The sequence below is a fragment of the Nostoc sp. genome (assembly GCF_036919495.1).
Taxonomy (GTDB): Bacteria; Cyanobacteriota; Cyanobacteriia; order Cyanobacteriales; family Nostocaceae; genus Nostoc.
On sequence record NZ_JBALBZ010000206.1, the window covers coordinates 57,007 to 78,090 of the forward strand.

A 21,084-nucleotide genomic window follows, 5' to 3' on the forward strand; every position below is an offset into this window, starting at 1 on the left:
GTGGGGAGTGGAGTAAGATTTTGGTATTCTCAAATAATTACATTATTTTTGAACTTGAGGAAAGTGGGATAATATGAGAAATTTGAATTTTGATGGAAAAAACACTTGCTAAGTTAGGAAAATTTAACAAAGTTATTGCTATCAGCTTACCTGTAGTTTTGTCAATTTTCCTGGTGCGTATGCAATCTTTAGCGCATCAGGAACTTAGTCTGCCTGAATGTCGCGTGAAAAAGTGGAATATACCAGTTTCATTGACTGTTGAAAAACAAAAATCACCATTAATTCAGAGGTTACCAATCACTTGTTGTCAAGGTGATACCTCTTGTTTTGATGAACTTGTCTATGGAGAAATACCAGACAAAAAGGCGCTATTGAGTGCGATCGCTCGCAGTCTCCAATATCTGCAAACAGCTAATGCTGCGGCTGCTTATCAAAACTATCCGGTGGCACAGATTAGGCGCGATCGCGTTTTAAAAAGCTTGAAAAGATTCCGCGAACTCCTACTAACAACTAATTCTGCAAGAGAATTACATCAAGCCATCGAACGGGAATTTGTTCTTTACCAGTCAGTCGGTAAAGACAGCAAAGGTTCCGTTTTGTTCACCGCCTATTATGAACCGCTTTACGCAGCCAGTCGCGTTCCCACACCAGAATATCGTTATCCTGTTTATCGATTACCTCCTGATTTCAACTCCTGGCCTAAGCCTCATCCTACCCGCGAAGAATTAGAAGGAGCAGATGGTTTACAAGCTGCAAAAGGAAAATTACGAGGATTAGAGTTATTTTGGTTTCGCGATCGCCTCGAACCATATCTAGCTCAAATTGAAGGTTCAGCTAGACTTCAGCTTCCTGATGGTACTCAAACAACAATCGGCTATGCTGGTCACACTGCTTATAATTACAAAAGTATTGGGCGAGAATTAGTCAATGATGGTAAATTACCGTTAGAAGGCATAACTTTACCAATTATTCTTGACTATTTCCAAAAGCATCCCCAAGAATTAAATATTTATATTCCGCGCGATCGCAGTTTTGTTTTTTTTCAAGAAAATCACGGTGAACCAGCCCAAGGTTCTATCAACGTACCACTAACAGCAGAGCGTTCTATCGCTACAGATAAATCCCTCATGCCTCCTGGTGCTTTAGCATTAATTCGTACTTCCATTCCCTTTGCTAATCCTACCGGAAAAATGGAGGAGCGCATCGTTAGTCGCTATGTTCTTGACCAAGATACCGGAGGTGCAATTAAAGGCGCAGGTAGGGTAGATTATTTTTTAGGTACTGGGAAATTAGCAGGCGATCGCGCTGGTGTTACAGTCAGCAATGGACAATTATTTTATCTATTACTCAAATCCAAAAATTAAACACACTCGCATTTTAATACTAAGAATCCCGACTTCTTTAAAAAGTCGGGATTTATAACCTTTCGGCGTAAATAAATTCCACATTCCAAATCAATGAAATGTTTAGGGTAACTACGAATTACGAATTACGCTTCTATATCCATTTCACTATCATCATCGTCATGATCGTAAGGGATATCATCAAGGTCTATCATTTCTGAAATTTCTTCTACTTCATTTAAATATTCAGATTCTTGATGTTCCCGTTCAATCAGACGACCAGTTGACTTTAACCATTCCAACAGAATAAACTCATTACTTGTACGAATTACAGGCGCTCGCTGGTTACGAGGTTCTTCACGCAAAGGGCTTATAGGCATAAAAAAAAGTCACTTTGAATTATGGGTCAGTGTGCAAAAACAGGAAAATTGTCCACTAGGGTCAAAAGCCTTGTATCACAAGTCTTTTCTCAACAGATAAAATATGAACCATTGAGTTTTTTGTTCTCTTGTCCGTCTAATTACTTACCATTAAAATGCCTTCGCGTCAGTCATAATAAAAAATCTTCAAACGGACGCGATCTCACAAGGCATTTGATACCTTGGGGAGAGTTTCATACATATCAGATGGTAATGCAGACAATCTGTTCGCTACAGCGACTGCATCAGCTAAGTTACTAAATTGACACCGGACAATTTCTTGTCCATTTCCTGACGGGAATCGCTTCCTGGCTTTGTTAGATACAGCACAAATAATCGCTAAAGCTTTGGCGAACCCATCTTTTGTCAATATTGTTTCTTGAGCGAACCCTTCAACAGGGATAAGGCAGACCTCAAATCGATAGCCAGGTCTGGGAGAAACAGCTATGTCGATATAGGGTTTATCTTCTTTCCTGATTCTGCGTAAATATTGGGCAGTTGAATTAGTATCATGCAAATCAGTCCCAAGGGCATAAGTAAAAAAGCAATCTTCTGTCAGGGATTCAGGACGGGTAATTATATCCGTTGGCATAAGTTCAAGTATTATTCGTATGTTGTCTGGCTTTGTGATGCACTTTGCTGTCCAATCCCACTTAATTAAGCAAAAATTGCTGCCCACATCCCCGACTTCTTCAATAAGTCGGAGATATAAATTTAGCTTAAGTAAATAGCATTTTAGTACAGGTTGGCAGAAATAAACCTACCATTCCAAACAGCAAGGAAGCCCAAAATTAAAGTATTTTGATTTTTGACTTCCGCCTTGCGATACCAGTTTCACCCAATGTATTCTAATACAGCAATATAAACTGACATAAAACACCTCTAGAATGAAATGGTGTAGACACCTCCAGAATCAAAGGGTGTAGAGATTTAGATTCGGAGAGGCGTCCATATAGTCAGTCACATGACCGAAAATATTTCTCAACATAGCTAATCATAACATAGTTGACCGTTGAACTTTTTTTAACTCCTCCGATCAATACATATTCCGTCACCAAGAACGGTAGGTTGTATTCAATTGCAATTTTTAGATTAGGAAATATATTTATTAAGTAGTTTTAATTTTTACTAAGCATATTTATATGTAAAGGATAATACAGTCATTGCGATCGCATCATCTCATAAAGTAGAGACGTTAATTGGCCTTCAGTACCAGAGCCAAAGTTTTTCCGCCTATCCTTGGCAACATCTTTTAGCAAACTGTAAAATAGAGCGTTGCTGATAAAAAGTATGAATTTTGTTTCGCGCAAACGGGCAAAAACAAACTTTCCAAGCATTTAGCTTTTGAAACTTCATACTTAAATTCAGCAACGCCCTTGATAGCTGTTAAAGTCCGCAAACAGAATTAACAGCTATTCTCCGACAGGCTGCTAGGTTAATTTATAAACCTAATTGCAAGGAGAAGTAACTAATTCACGCAAGTATTCAGAACACGCCTTTAGACGTAGTTTTAATGGTATCGGGAAGAGGAGCATATCCGAGAGAAGTAGCTTTGGCATCCCCAGCCGATCCGAAAGCCGAGTTGATGAAGGTTTTAAAACTATTTGCTATGTTAGCATCTGAGTAAAACAGCAAATAACTTGCTGTGGAAATGGGATAAGCATTTGGACGGGTTGGATCGTTCAAATTCTCAATTTTGATCAGCTTATTATTAGTACCGTATTTGACGACAGTCCCACCTAGAATAGCCTCTGTTATTGAAGCTGGTGTGGGAGAAGTGTAATTCCCTGCCTTATTACGTAAAACTGCGGCAGGTAGATTATTACTTAAGCGTGTAGCACTATCCACATAGCCAATTGCACCAGGAGTACTTGCGATCGCCTTGGCTACAGCACCACCACCAGTAGCGCCAATGAAAGCGGTTGGCCAAGTAACAGTTGTACCGGCTCCTCTATTCCATACATAAGCTGATGGAATACCTGGAGTCGCAGCAGCCTTACATGCAGTATTGAGATGACTGGTTAAAACAAAAGTGCTACCACTTGAGTCACTACGACGTACAACTTTGATGGGTACATTGCCTGCTATTACGCGACCGTTATCTGCACTAATGCTCTTATCGCTCCAATTTGTGATGCTACCGTTCAAAATACCACAGTAACTAGCTCGTGAAAGCTTGATTCCACCTGCTGGTACAGTCAGACCAGTAGTGTTATAAGCTAATGTGATTCCGACACCGATCACAGGCACTTGAACGTAACCACGACCGCCAGTAACTTTTTCTGTTCCTGCTACGGGGTCATCACTAGCTGCAAAAGTGATTGGGCTAGGAGTACCAGCTGGTGGGGTTTGAGTGAAGAAAGCATCTAACCCTTTGCCACTACCAACTGGAGAATATGTGAATGTGAAGCCCGGAGCTACTGTTTGTAGACCTGTAAACAAAGCATTTACAGTGCTTGCACCTGCACCATTACCTAAGGTCGCAGTCTGAGCCAGAGATTTCTGAGTAGCAGATTGACTTGCTACTAAACCAATTGTGATGGCAAATACAGACACTGAACTTACCAAATGGTTTAATCGACGATTAGAATAAAAAGCCATATCAAGCTCCTTGCAAATTAATTTCCGGTTCAACACCATATCAAATGCAAATCAAGTGTCAAACTGGCGATTATAAATAACCTTTTATAAACACAAATAATTGGATTAAAAAGGTTATTTATAACTCAAAGTTTGCACAAAACTCTGAATAATGTAGAGCAGATTAAAGACAAACTTTTCAAGATGTAGAGGGCGTTAAGCTATTGCTCATCCACTCTAAGCCACGCTGAAGTTTACTCAATTACTTATTTTTAGGACTTACGCAAAAATTGCTAAAAAGCTTAATTTATCGAACCGCAATCGCGCTTCGCGTCTCGTTAGAGAAGAACGCCAAGGATTCGTAGAGTATGCGTAAGTCCTAATTTTGTATGGCAATTTTACCTAAATCACGAAAATCACTTTCTTTAATATAGATGCACACAGCTTGGCACAATCTGCCGCTTAGGTGCTAAGTAAAGAAAGTCATGATTTTACGAATCTTTTAGGATTGCTATAGCTAATAGCTATTAAATTTTGCCAACAAAATAAACAGTAGAATGTTAAGGTAAAGCCAATATCATGATTCCATTATGAAAAGATTAAGGAACTTAAATATAATATTCCTGGAATTTATAGGTGTTTTAAAACGGTTTTTGTAGTATTATTTATTATCTTGCCAGAGAAAAATTTTAAACTTTCGCTCTTAGCAAACTTACGAAAGATGTGATTTAAAACTCATTCATATTTAGTATTTTTTGTCAATGGCTAAGTTCTATAAATAGCCCTTTCAGGTGACTAGTAAAATCTCTTTTTTTCTCTGCGCCGTGCCAGTTGCTTCTCCCTTGGCGTTAGCCTCTCCCTTTGGGAGAAGGGGAGACGCTGCGCGAACAAGTCGGGGAACCGCAAGGGTGCACTGGCTTCTCTGTGCCTCTGCGGTTTAAAAGTAATTTTCTAACTACAGAGGCGCAGAGAATACAGATTAAAGAGCTTAAAGAGGAATTTCTAATCTAAAATTGTTATCCACCTTGAAAGGGCTGTCCTATAAACTTTGTTATTGATTCTATCCAGATAAGGCACCCTGCACTTAGTTTTAAAAAAAGCTTGCCATTTCTAAGTATTTTCTCAAAAATCAAATAGGATTGCGATATTTAGGCAAAAGGATAAAGTGTAGTCCATTTCCTGCTAGTGACGGTAGACTGAAATTAACTACATGCGAATGGTAGTGTTAAGATAATCAATCTCCAAAATTATTCTCAAAGGGCTTTGCAGATGGGATACTTTAGCTACAACGCTGTGAACTCCCCAAACTTGTAGCCATTAATGTAGTATATTTTGTAAGGTCTTATCCATACAAAACAGTGGCTTGGAGTAATAAAATGTTTACTATAGAACTTGTAACAGTGCTCCCAAGCATTGTCTCGCGTTTCTATCGGATTTACCAACCTCTAATTGAGGCAAAAGCGTTGGCATAGAAAGAGCTTTAGGAGGACTGTAGCAGTTCTGGTTTAAAGCTCGAAACCTAGTTTCTCAAACCATGCATACTTCCCTTTTAAAGCAAAATTAATATTTAATTAACTTAAATGAATAATAATTTGTATCCAACATGACATTCTACTAAAAAATTTATAATTTTATTAAAAATAAATATTAAATCATGTTAAATTGACTTAAATATTGTAAATTTTTAGACAATAAATACTCAAGTACACCATAGGAAAATTAGCAATGTCTAGACAAAGTTCTCACAAGAGAACCTTTTTCAAAGCTTTAACTGGTAGCGCACTCAAAGGATCTCAGAATTTAAGATTGAGGCTGAAATCCAGCTTGATTATTCTGGGGGAATCTGTACCCTTTTTGATTGCTTGTGCTGTACTTGTAAGCGTTATCAGCCTAAATAGTCCTATTTTGCTTTTTTGTTTACTATTTGGTAGTTTAATTGCAGTCATCACTCAGCAGATTGGGCAACAGGTAAATTTACCAAGGCGATCGCTAATAATATTACAAATTTTAGCAGCAGCCGTAATTCTGAGTTTATATTGGTTAGACTGGTTTGCAGCCCCTGCACAAGCACAGTTTTTTGGAGAAGCTGAAAAGTTTTTCAAAAAAAACTTAGGTGGAGCATCAACAGCTGGTGGTGGTAGTGAGACAGCAATAAGTTTGATATTTAATGTGTTGCGGGCGATTTACTTACTCTATATTGCAATTTCTCTGGTTGGTGTGATTAACGCAGTGCGTAAGGATGAGGATTGGCAAAGTATTGCCAGAACTCCTCTATTAGTCGTTGTTGCTGTTACCATTGCTGATGTACTCACACGCTTTGTAATCGGTCCACAAGGGCAGTAAATAATTTTAGATATTTCATATTTCAAATGTCTCAAGAGCGGGAACAAGATTTTCGTCCAGTCAATCAGGTTTTAGGAAGCCAACCCTCATTAGGGCCAATCCCTGCCGATCAAATTCTTCCTTGGACGGTAATTGCCTTAGCATCCTACTTCATTATCAATGGAATTTTTGGTGGGATTTTCCAAGAAGAATTTCAAAAGTGGTTGTGGACAATATTAATGACTGGTTGGGGAATAGGAACTTGGTGGATTTTAACTGGTGGTAGGAGTTGGAGTTTTTTAAGTAAATTTATAGGCGTTCCCGCTTGGACAAGAGGCTTTGCTCGTTATCAAAGCTTATTGGAAGTTAACCATGAAGCAAAAAATCGGAAAACAAAGCGTCGGCGTCGCCGGAAATGAAGGTAGATTAACACCATTTGAAGATGCCTTGCACTTGGCGACAATGCTACGTGTTGCAATGAATGGACGTGATATTGGCGCTTACCTTTTGACAAAAGGCACTCAAAGAGATCGGTTTTGCTTTGTTTTTGGTTTTGACTGTAAGGGAATTCATACCACCTTAAGAGCCGAACAAATCGATACACTCTTTAATAACATTGAAGCCGGATTGAAAGACATTCCTAGCGGTGAAAGAATGACACTGCATTTGGGATCTTTTAGTTCCGACAAAGAGCGCCAAAAAGAATTAGTATCGCTAATCAGAAATGCGCCATCACGAGATATCAAATATTTGTTGATGGCAGAAAGAGCCAGAGTCAAAGAATTGACTATATCTGGTGTTCGTAAGCCGAAATTTTTGCGGATTTATGTCACTTACACCATTGAATCCAACTCCAGAGATGCAGATGATTGGATAGAAAAGCTTTTAGTTAGAGCTGAATCATGGTGGTTAAAATTCAAAGGCGATCTTTCAGAAGTAGAAAACCAGCGCATTGAAACGCTGATAAACAATGCTTACAAGCAGGGTTTTCTACGCTGGGAACAAATTTTATCTAACCAAATGGGATTAGATGTCAAGCCTTTGAAAGCTGATGAACTGTGGGAGGGTATTTGGAAAAGGTTTAATGATACGCAGGCAATACCGATTCCCCAATTGCTGACTTTAGATGAACAAGGACTACACGAGCAAATTAATTCAGATTTAGCTAGTACTAAATTGCTTCTAGACAATATCCACGGCACAACTTTGCTGATGGAGTCTAGCGTACCTTGTGCCGATCGCCGTTGGGTTAATGTTAACAATCGTTATATTGGCGCACTGTCTTTTCTGGAAAAACCCGGAGGTTGGGCAAACAAATCTACTCAACTGCGATATTTATGGGAACTGTTAGCTAGAGAAGCAGTAGTAGATACAGAAATTTTTTGTGAGTTGACTGCGGCAAATCCAGCAATGGTGAAAACTACTTTGCAACGAGTCTTGAAGCAGTCAAACATGACAACAATCATGGCTCAAGAAAAAAGTAAAACTATTGATGTCAACGCGCAATTAAAGTTGAAGAAATCGGTAGCAGCACAAGAACAATTATTTGAAGGTGCAGTCCCGATTTATACGAGTATCGTTATTTTGGTACATCGTCCAACTGTCGATAAATTAGATGAGGCAACAAGATATATTGAAAACTGTTTTCAACGTCCAGCAAAATTAATTAGAGAAACTGAGTACGCCTGGAAAATTTGGCTGCAAACTCTCCCAATAGTTTGGGAAGGTTTATTAGCAACACCTTTCAATCGTCGCCAGCTATATTTAACCAGTGAAGTTCCCGGATTAATGCCTTTAGTTTTAACTAAACAGGGTGATAAACAAGGCTTTGAGTTGATTGCTGAAGAAGGCGGGACACCCATACATTTAGATTTGTTTAATCAACACAAAAATTTAGCTTTGTTTGCCACTACTCGTGCTGGTAAATCGGTATTGGTATCAGGGATTTTAACTCAGGCTTTGGCACATGGTATTCCGGTTGTGGCATTAGATTTCCCGAAACCTGATGGTACATCTACTTTCACAGATTACACAGAGTTCATGGGGGTGAATGGAGCGTATTTTGATATCTCCAAACAATCGAATAACTTATTTGAACAGCCAGACTTACGATCGCTAGATCCAGAACAACAGCGCGATCGCTTTAACGATTATACCGCCTTCCTAGAATCAGCTTTAATGACAATGGTTTTAGGATCGTCCACTGAAAGTCAAATTTTATCGCAAACCGTGCGATCGCTCCTCAATTTAGCATTAGAAGCCTTTTTTGCTGATGAGGGCATAAAAGAGCGATATCGACAGGCGATGGCGGGAGGATTTGGCACTCAGGCTTGGCTGAAAACTCCTACCTTAAAAGATTTTCTGTTTTTCTGTTCATCAGAACACTTGCAGCTAAATACTTTAACTGGCAGAGTAGAAGACGCCCTTAGTCAAATTCAGCTGCGCTTGCGGTTTTGGCTTTCTAGTCGCGTAGGACAAGCCATTTCTGCACCATCTAGCTTTCCTACCGATGCACAACTTTTAGTTTTTGCTCTGAGAAACCTATCAGATAGTGAAGATGCAGCCGTACTATCTCTGAGTGCCTATTCAGCAGCATTACGACGCGCATTAGGTAGTCCAGCTTCTATATTCTTCATTGACGAAGCACCAATTCTATTTGAATTCGAGCAAATTTCTGACTTAGTTGGCAGAGTTTGTGCAAACGGCGCTAAAGCCGGTATCAGAGTCATCTTATCAGGACAAGATCCTGATACAATTGCCAAATCTAAGGCTGCATCTAAGATTTTGCAAAACTTGACAACACGATTGATTGGACGCATTCAGCCGGTTGCAGTGGATAGTTTTGCAGATATCTTAAAATATCCCCGCAACATTATTGCTCGTAATGCCTCAGAAAGCTTCTTTCCCCGCAAAGAAAGCGTTTATAGCCAATGGCTGTTAGATGATAACGGTATTTATACATTCTGTCGTTATTATCCAGGTTACGAACAATTGGCAGCAGTTGCTAATAACCCTGCTGAACAAACTGCACGTAGTAAAATGATGCAACTTCATAGCGATAAATATGAAGCAATTTCTGCATTTGCACGTCAGTTAGTGGCTAATCTGCGTAGTAGTTAATCGGGTTCTGTAAGCAGTTAACAGTGATTCAAAAAGTTAAAAATCATAGTTAAAAAGCTAAATTACCTTTTTCAGGCACAAATGTATGCGAAAAACTACCATTTTTACTCTTACGTTGCTATCGCTGGCAATTCTGCCAGTCATGGCACAACAAGATCAAACGCTAGTAGGCCAGGTTTGGACTGATTTTCAATCATATTCCAGAGATTTGCAAGATTACTTTCAATATAAGAATGTAAACGAAAATTTAAACCCTGAATCAAATAGTCAAAATACTCTGAGTACTAACAGTAACGCGGGAGAATTGAAAATACCTAACCCCGTCACTGCGGGGCAAGACGTTCGTGATTATGTGATTCAAAACTATTATAGTTCACAGTCTAGAGCAAGCCGCTTTGAAAATAATGCAGCAGTACGGGGAAATTTAGCTAGTAATGAACTCAATCGTTTAATGACCCGTGGAGTGGCGGTAGGTGTTCTTGGTAAAAATGCACAAAGTCGGATAAAAGGAAAGTTAGAAAATATTCAGTCGGATCTTTTTGACAATTCTAATTCTGGTTCTGGGGTAAATGACCCAACACAAAGCTTAAATTGTCCTGGTGATATAGCAAAAGACCCAGCAAGCGTAACTTGTAACCTTACAAAAGCATTGATAACTACATTGCTAAATCCAAACAGCGAAACCATTCTAATGCAAAAATTACAAGCAAAAATCGTAGCCGAAACATTTGCCCAGTCAATACAAACGAATCAGTCTTTACAATATTCTAATTTAAATTTAGCAAATATTTCTCAGCAGGCAGAAGAGGCGAATCGCGCTCGGAGAGTAGATACATCTACAGAAGCGGCGCGGCTTTTACGAGCTACATCTCAACTAGATTTGTTTGGCAGACAAAAAGTTGGGAAGTAAGATTTTAGGATAAAAAAACTATAATTTTCCTTTCCATATAACTTTTAAAATCCTTAAGAGCTTGTTTGAAAAGTGGTTGTCTGTGATTTTAGGCATTTATTGATCCCTCTAACCCCCTTAAAAAGGGGAAAAAGAAACCTAAGAGGAAGCCTTTTAAGGCTTGTTATTACCCACATCTTTTCAATCACTCGCTTCGTTACTATCCCGCTTAGGAATAAATTCCAAAGCTAATAGCTAAAGTCCTCTCAATAGGACTAAATACAATCAATATTTTCAGCGATGTAGATGGCTAGTAGACCTTGTGAAAACGAAAATTTCAGTCCACTTAAATGGACTTGAGCTATTAGCCTAGAACTTTAGTTCTGGGCGGGATATGAGTAAGTGTTACACTTTGACTGTTACAAAAAAATGTTGGTAATGACAAGCCTTTTTAAGGGAAAAACCGAAATAAACCAACAGTAAGTCTAAAAACAGTTTGTTAAAGTGCGTTAGTGACAGCGTAACGCATCGAAAAGATCCGGAATGATGCGTAACATTTATAACGCACCCTACGATATAAAAAAACAGTCTATTAACTCAAAATGCAACTTGCTATTCAACTAATTTTTGCCCAAATAGAACCCCAACTAGGCATTGATGAGGTTCTCACTAAGGGTGCTGTAACTTCCCAAAGTATTGCCGACGGTTGGAATAGTCAATGGTTGAATTTATTACAAAATACCGGCAATGGTACTTTGTATGGAACGCTGACAAATCTGGGTATTTTTTTTGCAGTAGGAACCCTGTTATTTTTTATGATACAATTCCTCAGAGACTTAATATCCTACGAATATAGTCGTCCAATATCAGCTTTAATCTGGCCTTTTGTAGTGGTGATTCTCTTAAGTAATTCAGGTAAAGGAAGTATCCTTTCTAATCTGACACTGGGATTACGGGGTTATTTAAACACTCAAGTAGTGGTATCACCAGATGCGAGTAAAATGTACCAAGAAGCACTGAATATGAGTGTTGCTGAAGAAGTAACTGGTTCTTTTCTCCGTCCTTGCCAATCGCTAACTGGTGAACAACAAAGTAAATGCTTTGCCCAAGCTGCTGTGAGAATCAACATTCTCTTGCAGAAATATAGGTATACATACGGAAAATATAGACCCTGGATAATTAGACTACAAGATAAGGTAAATGAGATAAATAATATTAGTTCTGTCCGTGGCATAGTATCAGAAACATCATTTAATTCTTTGTTAGGTTCTACAGTGCAAACAAGCATCAAAAATTTTTTAGTTTCTTTGCAATATGCCTTCCAGAATTTAATAGAAGCTACTATGTTGCTGATAGCACTTTTAGGGCCAATAGCTGTAGGTGGATCTTTACTACCTGTAGCTGGTAAACCAATTTTTGCATGGCTCACCGGATTTTTATCTATTGGAATTGCCAAGATTTCATTTAATATTATTGCTGTTGTGACTGCCGCAGTTATTGTAAATGGGCCAGGTCAAAATCTTAATGCCGATCCAGATTTAATGTGGTTCATAATTTTTCTGGGGATTTTAGCACCAATTTTATCGTTGCTTGTAGCTGCTGCTGGCGGTTTTGCACTCTTCAGTGGTATAAGCAATACAGCTTCTTTAGTAAGGGAGAGGATATAAATTCAAAATTAAAAATGAATAAAATTTTGATAAGTGTCGTAACTGCTAAATTATATGTAAATCGTAATTAATATCAGGGCTATTTCATTCTCATCTGGCCCGCCTCAGAATGAATTCACCAGTCTAATAGCGAAAGTCATCTTTAGATAACTGCGAAAAGTTTCTAGTCCATTTTAACGGACTTTAGCTATTAGCTTAGAACTTTAGTTCTGGGCGGTTTATGTATAGAATGAAATAGCCGTATAATTAATATATAATAACTGAAGTTTTATGCAAAAGAGGTGAGTAAATGGTGCGTTTGCTAGAAAAAAGACAAAGAACGACGGCAAGTGTTTTGACAATTTTTGCGCTCGCAACCTTCAGTTTACATATATTAGTTTTATTTTTATTCTTATTACAAGGGCTAAATATTCGCCAACTCAGTCTGAGAAAAGCTCCTAACTTTGTGCAATTAATAGACGGTAAACCAGTAGCTAATATCGATGATTTAGCAAGAGATCCAGAAGCAATTCGCCAATTCATCAGCAAAACGATGATATCAATGTTTAGCTGGTCTGGAACCTTACCACCACAAAATATCGAAGAAGTTGCAAACCCCAAACCAGATTTAGGAGTTCTTATTCAAACACCGCAAGGGAGTAGTCAAAAAGTTAGTACCAGTAGTTGGATAGCTAGTTTTGCCTTATCCGAAGACTTTCGCAAAGGTTTCTTAAGCACAGTTGCAGAAATGACACCAGCAGAAGTTTTCTCTGAAAATCCCAGCCTAATGATGACATCACAATTAGTTATTAAGCGGGTTTATCCGCCAAGACAAATTGCACCAGGAAAGTGGCGAGTGGGTATGGTCGCCGACTTAATTCAAAAAAACCGAGAAGGTGGTGCAAGACTCATAACTCCTTTTAACAAAGATTTACTGGTACGTGCAGCAGATTATTTTGGTAATCCCCAAGGCGACAATGGCACAGATTTGCAAAAAGCAATTTATAGTGTCCGCGCTGATAGATTAGAAATTTATGAAGTTCGTAACTTATGTTTGCTTGATGGCAACAACAGCCTTAACAATGATAAATTAACCCAATGCGGGGCTGGACAAACATCTGATAGCTTTATTAGATGAGTAGGGAGTAGGGAATCAGCTTTTTTGAGTTAAGCGCTTTTTTAAAAAATCAAATAAGACCTATAGATTTCTAATTCACTAATTTTATATAAATATAAATAAATGCAATTACTCAAACCAGAAAATAGGAAAAATAACCCATTACCACTGTTAGCAGTAGGAACATTTGGGTTACATGTATTAACCTTGCTTTTACTTCTATTTCACGGGTCGATGTTACAGCAGTTAGGTCGTCAACTCACACCTCAAAGCTTAGTGCAGCTTGTTGATGGTCGCGCTATAACCGTAGACCCCGAACCAAATTTAGAGCGACAGCCAGAGGCTATTCGGCGGTTTGTGGGTGAAACTATGAGTTTAATGCTTACCTGGTCAGATCAACAGCCGCCAACGCAAGTCTGGGAAATTACCTCCCAACTAGTAGCTGATAATTTTAAAGAAAAACTTAAGTCCGAACTTACGAATTTAAATCCAGATAGCCAATTTGAAAATGTTAATAGAGGAGCAGAGAATGTATTAGTAATTCAAAAAATATCTCAACCAACAGAAATAGGTAGTGGACAGTGGAAAGTGGAGATGTTTGCTAATCAACTAGTCTTTAACGGTTATGATAGGTTGGGAAAATCAACTTCATTTAATAAACAAATTTTAGTTAGAGCAATAGATGAACCCGCAACTTCCCTACCAAATGCAGCACTACCATTGCAGTTCGCAGCTTACCGCCTTGGTGAGGCCAGACTAGAAATTTATAATGTATGTGATATCAAAGATAAAAATTGTTCTGGAAATCCCAATCAAGCTTTACCATGACTAAATACTCAACTCCTGCGGAAACACCTGCTCAAAATGGATTTACTCTAAACACCGACGCTCACCAACAAGATGTAGAATCTTTTGATTGGGAATCGCGGATGTCAAGGTTAGTCGGTTTTGAAGAAGAATCTTCTCCCTATACCCAAGGTTCAGAAGACTCTGCAACTTCACAAGAATCGTTATCTCTTCCACAAGAAGTTCAGACAAAGCAACCCCTCTCATCTAATCCCTTTGCAAAGTTAGGCTTGGTAGGAGCTGCTACCTTTGCGATCGTTTTGGTGGGTGGTGTGTTTTTGTCGCAGTTAATGAGTAGCAATCCTAAGCCAAAAACTATTGTTCCTCCACAAGTGCGTGAGCAGCCAACTAATGAATCTACTACTCAACAACTAGCAGGCGAAGTAGATACTCTGAAAACGAAATTAGCCCTGACTGAACAAGCACAGATGGTGAAAGCCGCCCAACAACAACTTAGAACTGCCAAATCAACGCCTACAGTAGTCTTAAAAGAACCGTCAGTTTCTTCCAGAAGAATGATCCCAACACCCCCACCAACAGCTTACGTGCCTCGGACAGTGACAGTTGAGCGCATCGTTAAAGTACCTGCATCTCAACCTTTGCGATCGCCCCAACTACCAGTTGTGAAGCCAAACACTCAACCCGTAGTCAATATAACTCCACCATCTCCACCAAGCCCATTGCAAGAGTGGAAAAGGTTAGCAAAGTTAGGTAGCTACGGTCAACTAGATGCTACGAATCAATCTAATAACATCGCAGCAACTCCTGAACCTGCAAACAATCCGCAGCCGCAGCAACAACAGACACCACAACCGCAAACTCCTGCTCCTGCGGAGAGTCAAGCGCAACCCGTGGGACAGAAATCCTTAGCAATCGGGACTAGTGCTAAAGCTGTGTTAGCAACAGCGATATTTGGGGAAACTACTACTAGATCAAGCGGTGGTGATGAAGCAGCCGGAGGGAAAAACGTATTTGTGATCAAATCGCAAGAAGCACTTAAATCTAAGGATGGTACTACCGTTATACCTGCAAACACCGAGTTCCTAGCTGAAATTAGTTCCATTAACGAACAAGGTCTTATGCAGATGAACGTAACTAAACTTATCTCGCAAAATAATGGCAACCCTACCGAACAAAGCTTACCCAGCAATGCAATTATTATTCGCGGTACCCAAGGTAAACCTTTAATAGCAAATAAATATCCCGGCCAAAGTTCGTCCATAGCATCAATGGATGCAGGACTATTCGTTTTGGGAGGTATTGGTAAAGCCGCAGAGTTAATAAATCGCCCTGATACCACACTCGTGTCTTTACCCACCACCACCACCACCACTAATAGCGACGGCACCACCACCCCCGTCACTACTTCTACTACTGGTACTATCACTGAGAACAGACGCAACCTTGGAGCTGCGGTTCTGGAAGGTGGTATGAACTCTGTAGTACCCCAAATTGCCCAACGTAATCAACAGGCGATCGCCCAAATGTCACAACCAACTAATGTTTGGTTTATAAAAGCCGGCACAAATGTTGAACTATACGTTAATCAACCAATCTAGTTTTAGGAGATAGGATTTATACCAATTTTAGATTTTGAATTGAGTAATGGTAATTGGTAATTAGTTTTCTTTTTATCTTTTCTATATTTTCTTGTTCTATCTACCAATCTTCCCATTTGCAACCATGAAAAATAATATTAACTTGTCAGGAAATACCCTAAATCATTCTTATTTCCTACCTATAGCTTCCTTAATTTTCTCGGTTGCTATGTTCTTGTTGGTAGGCCGCGCTGGTGCTAATAACGCTGTTCTGCGTTCTATATTTTCCTGTCAAGCACAGGGTTTAGGGGGAGCAACACCTACGATCGACGTTTGGTATCAACAAGGAACTAACTTAAGCTTTATTCCGGCTGGAGAAGTAATTAAAAAAGTTTGGTTAAACGATCCATCACAGGTAACTATAGACTTTGATGGCCCAGTATGTATGCAGTTTGGTCAAGACTCTAATAGTAGTGGAGGAGATTGTAAAAACTCCGCAGCGAATGTAATTCAACTCAGACGAATTCAAAAACTAAATATTCCTGGGCTTCCTCCCACTAGCAATACACTTTTAACAGTTGTTACCGAAGGCCAAGGTAGAAATAGGTTATATACTTTTCGAGTGATATATAAAACAGATAACCCTGAATATCACACTTTAGCAGTTTTTGCCGATCCTTCTGGTCAGGAAGGAGCTTGTGCTAAAGTTCCACAATAAATTTTTAGCAAAAATACTCGACAGCGAAGACAACTGAAGTTTCTCTCCACAAAAAGCGCTGAAGTCTACCTATGTCTGCATTGTGGCTTTTCAAAAGGCTTGCTCTAATTCCTTCCTTATTTATAAAAATGGCGGGAATTAGAGCAATACGTTTAGGTTAGCCTCAAAAACCATAAATTGCTTGGTTTTGGTTCTAGCTTGTTTCCCATAGAGGTACGAGGTGAAACCCAACTAAATCAATGAAAATGTTGGATTACCCTGCAAGAAATCCCTTTGGGTCTACGTTCCTCAATGCAAGCGTATTGGGTTAGAGAGAATCTAACTCTTTGGGCAGTTTTATTTCTTTATAGAGCAAGGTTAGGCTTGAGCTTAGGCATTGCTGTAGTTCAATCAATTGAAAAACCCTATGACTCAACTGATTAACCAACTCAGGCATTTTCAGCCTATTTTCAGCCTATATGTTTATAAATCTTCAGATAAAAACTAACTACAAATTCCAAATCTGTGTAAATATAAAGAAAAGCTTAAGAGGTTACAGACTCATGGTCACTGCCAAAATGATGCAACAGCTTTGGACTGTAATCGAGTCTACCCAAGTCAGCACCCTGCTCCAGTTTGACGATGCTGCTTTAGTACAAGTGCTTCTTCAGCAGTTAAAAGCGAAGCAGGCTATTGATCCCCAGGCAGATAGCAGCCTTAATACTTACATAACATCTAAACTGCCCCTGATTCGTGATACGGCTGAAGGTCGATTATCCTTCGGGCAAGGTGGCAATCATTAGTACGAGAAATCAAATGATTCCTCACAGCCAAGCATACGCTCAGAGTTCAAACAGTTGAATATTATGAATAACTGGCTAGTAATTGCCCTAGTAGCTTATCTAATTGGAGCAGCGATTGAAGGGGTGACTACAGCCAGTCAGCTATCTCATTCAGTGCCAGAATTAGCTAAAAACACACAAGCTCACCCTTCAGATTCTGCCACTGAATCTAGTTCGACTTGGCGAGTTGTGGCCGCGATCGCCTCAGTAAGTATATGTGGAGCTTTTTTGTGGCCTTGCCGCCTTTTCCACCGTTTAATTAAAAGCAAGGTTAATTCGTAAGCTTAATCCTCATCTGTAGAATAAAACTGTTGGGCATAAAAACGGGCATAGCGTCCTTCCTGAGACAGGAGGGAGGTATGAGTACCAGCTTCAACTAACTGTCCTTGTTCTAGTACAAGAATGCAATCAGCCCTACGAACGCTGCTCAAGCGATGGGCGATAACAAACACGGTACGGTTTTGCATCACTCGCTTGATGGCTTCTTGAACTAGTGCTTCTGACTCCGAATCTAAGGCAGAAGTAGCTTCATCCAAGATGAGAATTCGAGGATCGTTGACGATCGCTCTGGCAATGGCTAATCTTTGGCGCTGTCCTCCAGATAGGTTAACTCCGCGTTCGCCAACCCAGCTATGGTAACCTTGGGAAAACTGGGTGATGAACGAGTGAGCGTTGGCAATCTTTGCTGCTGACTCGATTGCTGCCAAATTTAATTCTTCTTGACCATAACCAATATTTTCAGCGATCGTTCCCGAAAAAAGGGTAATGTCTTGGGGAACAATGCCAATTTGATGGCGCAAACTTGTGAGTGTGACATCGCGGATATCAATATCATCAATCAGAATTTCACCCGCCTGGGGGTCATAAAAACGAAGTAAAAGGTTAATTAAAGTCGATTTGCCTGCCCCAGAAGAACCAACCAAGGCAATGACACTACCAGGAGAAGCGTGCAGACAAAGATCCTTGAGGACTGGCTCGCTGGGATTGTAAGCGAAACTGACATGACGATACTCTACTTTACCAGCAATTCGTGGCAGTTCCTTAGCATTGGATTTTTCAATTAAACTAGGCTGCTTTGCCATTAATTCAAAGATGCGTTCAACCGAAGCTTCGGTCTGTTTATACTCGTTGTAATTGCTAATCATCAAGTCGATTGGCTGAATCAGTAATGCCACAGCAGCTAAGAAACTGATAAAGCCTTGAGATGTCAGCTGATTCTGAGAAATCTGCCATCCTCCCAAGAGAAACAGCAGCATAATGCTAACTGCTTCCAAAAAACCAACAACGGGAAACTGAAGAGATTTGAGTTGTTGAGCGCGATACTTAGTTTGGCGATTGCGTTCTGCTTCCTGATTGAATCGCTTGACTTCATACCCTTGTGCTGCAAAAGCTTGAACAACGCGAATTCCGCTAAATACTTCAGTTAACAAAGCCGATAAATTGGAAACTTGATTTTGACTCTGGCGAGATAGCAAGAGTAATCGCTGACCAAATAGCCCGATTAACCAAGCCATCAAAGGAGCCAAAATCATACCCGCAAGGGTAAGTGGCCAATTCAGGTAGAGCATGTAAATGGGAATCGCAATTAACTGCAAGAGATTGGAAAGAAACTGATGGGATAATTTATCTACAATCTCGCCTACGCGATCGATATCTTCAGTCAGTCGATAAGTGAGGTCACCCGTCTGTGTGGTTTCAAAGTAATCCAATCCGAGTTTGTGCAGGTGAGCGTAAACCCGCTTACGCAAATTCAAAACCATATTCAGAGCGGCAGCAATCATAAAGACATTCTGCCCGTATTGACAAAGCCCTCGAACTAAAAATACTACAGTAGCTACTCCGAGCCAGTAGGCAATTTGGTTAACATTTCCCTGACCAACAAAAAAAGCGACCTGACCTGCTAAGTAGGGTATTGCTAGAGTGAGCAATACAAATCCTAAGATACAAGCGAATCCCCGAACTAACAGCGGCCATTGGGGCCACAGATAAGGTAACAGTTGCCAGTAGCTAGAGCGGACTTTCATAGTTCAATTCTTTATTGTTATCCTTACCGAAAAAAGGCAGGGGGAGCAGACTTCGATTACGCTCAGTAACCGGGGGAGAAATCAATTCAAAATTCAAAATTCAAAATTAAAGAACTTCTGCCTCCTGCCTCCTGACGCAATTTGTACTAAGTACAGCATTTTATTAATTCGTAGCGAATTAAATTTGGCAATACCCTGCAATGCCAATGCATCGCCTGACAATGCCAATGCATCGGCTGACAATGCCAATGCATCAGCTAACAATGCCAATGCATCGGCTAACAATGCCAATGCATCGGCTAACAATGCCAATGCATCAGCTAACAATGCCAATGCATCGGCTAACAATGCCAATGCATCCCCTTGCATTAAAAACGCTACGATTTTACCCAAAGCTGTACTAAGTTTCTCCTAAAGAGGTTAGCAGAAAGTGGGCTATTCTCTCAGATGCACCGGGCGGCCCAAATAGCTCAGGGCCATTTTGTTGACACTTAGCGAGATAGTCTGCATCTTGTAAAGTTTCAACCACTCGGTGGGCCGCTTGTTTGAGAATCTCTGGTGTTGCTGGCCCAGTGCCGATAGTTTGGGCAGAAATGCCCAATAGCCGCGTTTGCGCCTCTGCGAATTGATAAGTAAATTGAGGCCCTTCTCCAGGAATCTGGATAATTGGTTTGCCGATCGCTACCGCTAAATCCACTGCCAACCCTGCCATCCCAATGACGAGGTTAGAGTAATATACAATATCGTTGAAGGCATCTGAGTAACATCTGACTTCTACAAGCGGTGATTTCTCAGCAGAACTTCCTGAAGGAGAATAGGTGAGTACGCCTTGAGTCAGTTGCCAACCTTGACTTTTAGCAATGTAGTCTAGTTGCTCCATCAAATTTGGTACTAAGGCGGCGCGAAATTGGAATCCTGACTTAGGCATCACCTTGGCAATTTCTACCACCAGTTGCAACTGCAAACAGAAATTTCGCGCTGCTTCTGGCATCCGTGAACCTGGCAAAAGAGCGATCGTGGGAATGTCCGGTTTCAGGTGCAAATCTTTATCGGCGGGAACGAGGCGATCTAAAGCCGGAATCCCACCAAACCGAGCTTTAGCTATACCTTGCCGTTGGAGGTCAGAAGCTGTATAAGAATCTCTGGTGAAAACTGCCAGACATCGAGAAGAATTCAGATCGTGCCACAGCAGAGGATTGATAGGCAATCGACCTTCATAGAGGGCAGAAAGACAAGAGATAAAAGAGACGAAGGGGCGCTTTGTTAAGTAAGCAAATGTCTGGGAGACAAAATCCCCAGTAGCCATAATCAAATCGCAGTTCGGAGCATATTGCAACACCGCTTGTAATTGTCGCCATGTTAGCCCAATCAATCCCGATTGAAAATCTTTGAGCAAATAGAGGCGCTTCATGTAGAAGAATCCTCCAGAGGGCATCGTTTGTGTGGGGCCAATAATGGGAATGTCCAAGCTGCGGTAAGCTTTTCCTTCCCCTACAATCGGCATTGCTGCCATCTCTATGGAAGGACACAATTGGCGTAGGGTCTGAATAACATGAGAGGTGTGGTTGTCCTCTCCGTGGCCGTTACTGATAAACAAGATTCGCTTAGAAGACATCTTGGGTTTTGGATTTGGCTAAAATGCTTAGTGATATTTTTACCTACATTGGGTGAGTAGGTTAAGAAAGTAAAAGGGACTGAGAT

Annotated in this window: 19 protein-coding genes; 12 read left to right on the forward strand and 7 right to left on the reverse strand. The window is 40.2% G+C overall.

All coding sequences use genetic code 11. The annotated features are described in order from the left end of the window. Positions 1-92 precede the first annotated feature (92 nt). Positions 93-1,364, forward strand: coding sequence for a murein transglycosylase A (gene mltA / locus V7K25_RS28630; protein ID WP_335162882.1), 1,272 nt, complete (start codon positions 93-95; stop codon positions 1,362-1,364). Between the two features lie 125 nt (positions 1,365-1,489). On the opposite strand, the gene V7K25_RS28635 is transcribed toward mltA, so the two are convergent. The 4 genes from V7K25_RS28635 to V7K25_RS28650 form a co-directional block, all read right to left on the reverse strand. Beyond that, positions 1,490-1,723: a DUF3134 domain-containing protein gene (locus tag V7K25_RS28635; RefSeq protein ID WP_335162884.1), complete on the reverse strand. Its 234-nt coding sequence runs from the start codon at positions 1,721-1,723 to the stop codon at positions 1,490-1,492. A 202-nt stretch (positions 1,724-1,925) separates the two neighbouring features. Continuing rightward, a complete protein-coding gene (locus V7K25_RS28640; protein WP_335162886.1) occupies positions 1,926-2,354 on the reverse strand; it encodes a hypothetical protein in 429 nt (142 codons plus the stop codon). A 568-nt stretch (positions 2,355-2,922) separates the two neighbouring features. Further along, a complete protein-coding gene (locus tag V7K25_RS28645) occupies positions 2,923-3,099 on the reverse strand; it encodes a hypothetical protein (RefSeq protein WP_335162888.1) in 177 nt (58 codons plus the stop codon). Positions 3,100-3,247: 148 nt separating this feature from the next. After that, a complete protein-coding gene (locus tag V7K25_RS28650) occupies positions 3,248-4,363 on the reverse strand; it encodes a substrate-binding domain-containing protein (protein WP_335162890.1) in 1,116 nt (371 codons plus the stop codon). A 1,704-nt stretch (positions 4,364-6,067) separates the two neighbouring features. Between V7K25_RS28650 and V7K25_RS28655 the strand changes: the two genes are divergently transcribed. The 11 genes from V7K25_RS28655 to V7K25_RS28705 all read left to right on the forward strand — a co-directional run bounded on the left by V7K25_RS28655 (position 6,068) and on the right by V7K25_RS28705 (position 17,641). Further along, positions 6,068-6,685, forward strand: coding sequence for a hypothetical protein (locus tag V7K25_RS28655; RefSeq protein WP_335162892.1), 618 nt, complete (start codon positions 6,068-6,070; stop codon positions 6,683-6,685). 26 nt (positions 6,686-6,711) lie between these two features. Continuing rightward, a complete protein-coding gene (locus V7K25_RS28660) occupies positions 6,712-7,083 on the forward strand; it encodes a hypothetical protein (protein ID WP_229558869.1) in 372 nt (123 codons plus the stop codon). Further along, positions 7,037-9,784, forward strand: coding sequence for a hypothetical protein (locus V7K25_RS28665; RefSeq protein WP_335162905.1), 2,748 nt, complete (start codon positions 7,037-7,039; stop codon positions 9,782-9,784). The genes V7K25_RS28660 and V7K25_RS28665 overlap by 47 nt, the downstream gene beginning before the upstream one ends. 85 nt (positions 9,785-9,869) lie before the next feature. Further along, positions 9,870-10,694, forward strand: coding sequence for a hypothetical protein (locus tag V7K25_RS28670; RefSeq protein ID WP_335162906.1), 825 nt, complete (start codon positions 9,870-9,872; stop codon positions 10,692-10,694). A 581-nt stretch (positions 10,695-11,275) separates the two neighbouring features. Next, the gene (locus V7K25_RS28675; RefSeq protein ID WP_335162907.1) at positions 11,276-12,340 is read left to right on the forward strand and encodes a hypothetical protein; all 1,065 of its coding nucleotides are present in this window, start codon (positions 11,276-11,278) and stop codon (positions 12,338-12,340) included. Positions 12,341-12,629: 289 nt separating this feature from the next. After that, complete coding sequence (locus V7K25_RS28680; protein ID WP_335162908.1) at positions 12,630-13,457, forward strand: hypothetical protein; 828 nt, start codon at positions 12,630-12,632, stop codon at positions 13,455-13,457. A gap of 102 nt (positions 13,458-13,559) precedes the next feature. Further along, the gene (locus V7K25_RS28685) at positions 13,560-14,264 is read left to right on the forward strand and encodes a hypothetical protein (protein ID WP_335162909.1); all 705 of its coding nucleotides are present in this window, start codon (positions 13,560-13,562) and stop codon (positions 14,262-14,264) included. After that, positions 14,261-15,841, forward strand: a complete 1,581-nt coding sequence (locus V7K25_RS28690; protein WP_335162910.1) for a hypothetical protein — start codon at positions 14,261-14,263, stop codon at positions 15,839-15,841. Before V7K25_RS28685 ends, V7K25_RS28690 begins: the two co-directional genes overlap by 4 nt. Before the next feature lie 124 nt (positions 15,842-15,965). Then, a complete protein-coding gene (locus tag V7K25_RS28695; protein WP_335162911.1) occupies positions 15,966-16,538 on the forward strand; it encodes a hypothetical protein in 573 nt (190 codons plus the stop codon). Positions 16,539-17,080: 542 nt separating this feature from the next. Beyond that, entirely contained in the window at positions 17,081-17,320 is a 240-nt protein-coding gene (locus V7K25_RS28700) for a hypothetical protein (RefSeq protein ID WP_335162912.1), read from the forward strand. 63 nt (positions 17,321-17,383) lie between these two features. Continuing rightward, complete coding sequence (locus V7K25_RS28705) at positions 17,384-17,641, forward strand: hypothetical protein (RefSeq protein ID WP_335162913.1); 258 nt, start codon at positions 17,384-17,386, stop codon at positions 17,639-17,641. Between the two features lie 2 nt (positions 17,642-17,643). Here V7K25_RS28705 and V7K25_RS28710 read toward each other — a convergent pair whose 3' ends face one another. The 3 genes from V7K25_RS28710 to V7K25_RS28720 form a co-directional block, all read right to left on the reverse strand. Next, positions 17,644-19,383, reverse strand: coding sequence for an ABC transporter ATP-binding protein (locus tag V7K25_RS28710; RefSeq protein WP_335162914.1), 1,740 nt, complete (start codon positions 19,381-19,383; stop codon positions 17,644-17,646). 93 nt (positions 19,384-19,476) lie between these two features. Then, entirely contained in the window at positions 19,477-19,752 is a 276-nt protein-coding gene (locus V7K25_RS28715; protein WP_335162915.1) for a hypothetical protein, read from the reverse strand. Positions 19,753-19,783: 31 nt separating this feature from the next. After that, positions 19,784-20,998, reverse strand: a complete 1,215-nt coding sequence (locus tag V7K25_RS28720; RefSeq protein ID WP_335162916.1) for a lipid-A-disaccharide synthase-related protein — start codon at positions 20,996-20,998, stop codon at positions 19,784-19,786. Positions 20,999-21,084: the final 86 nt, after the last annotated feature.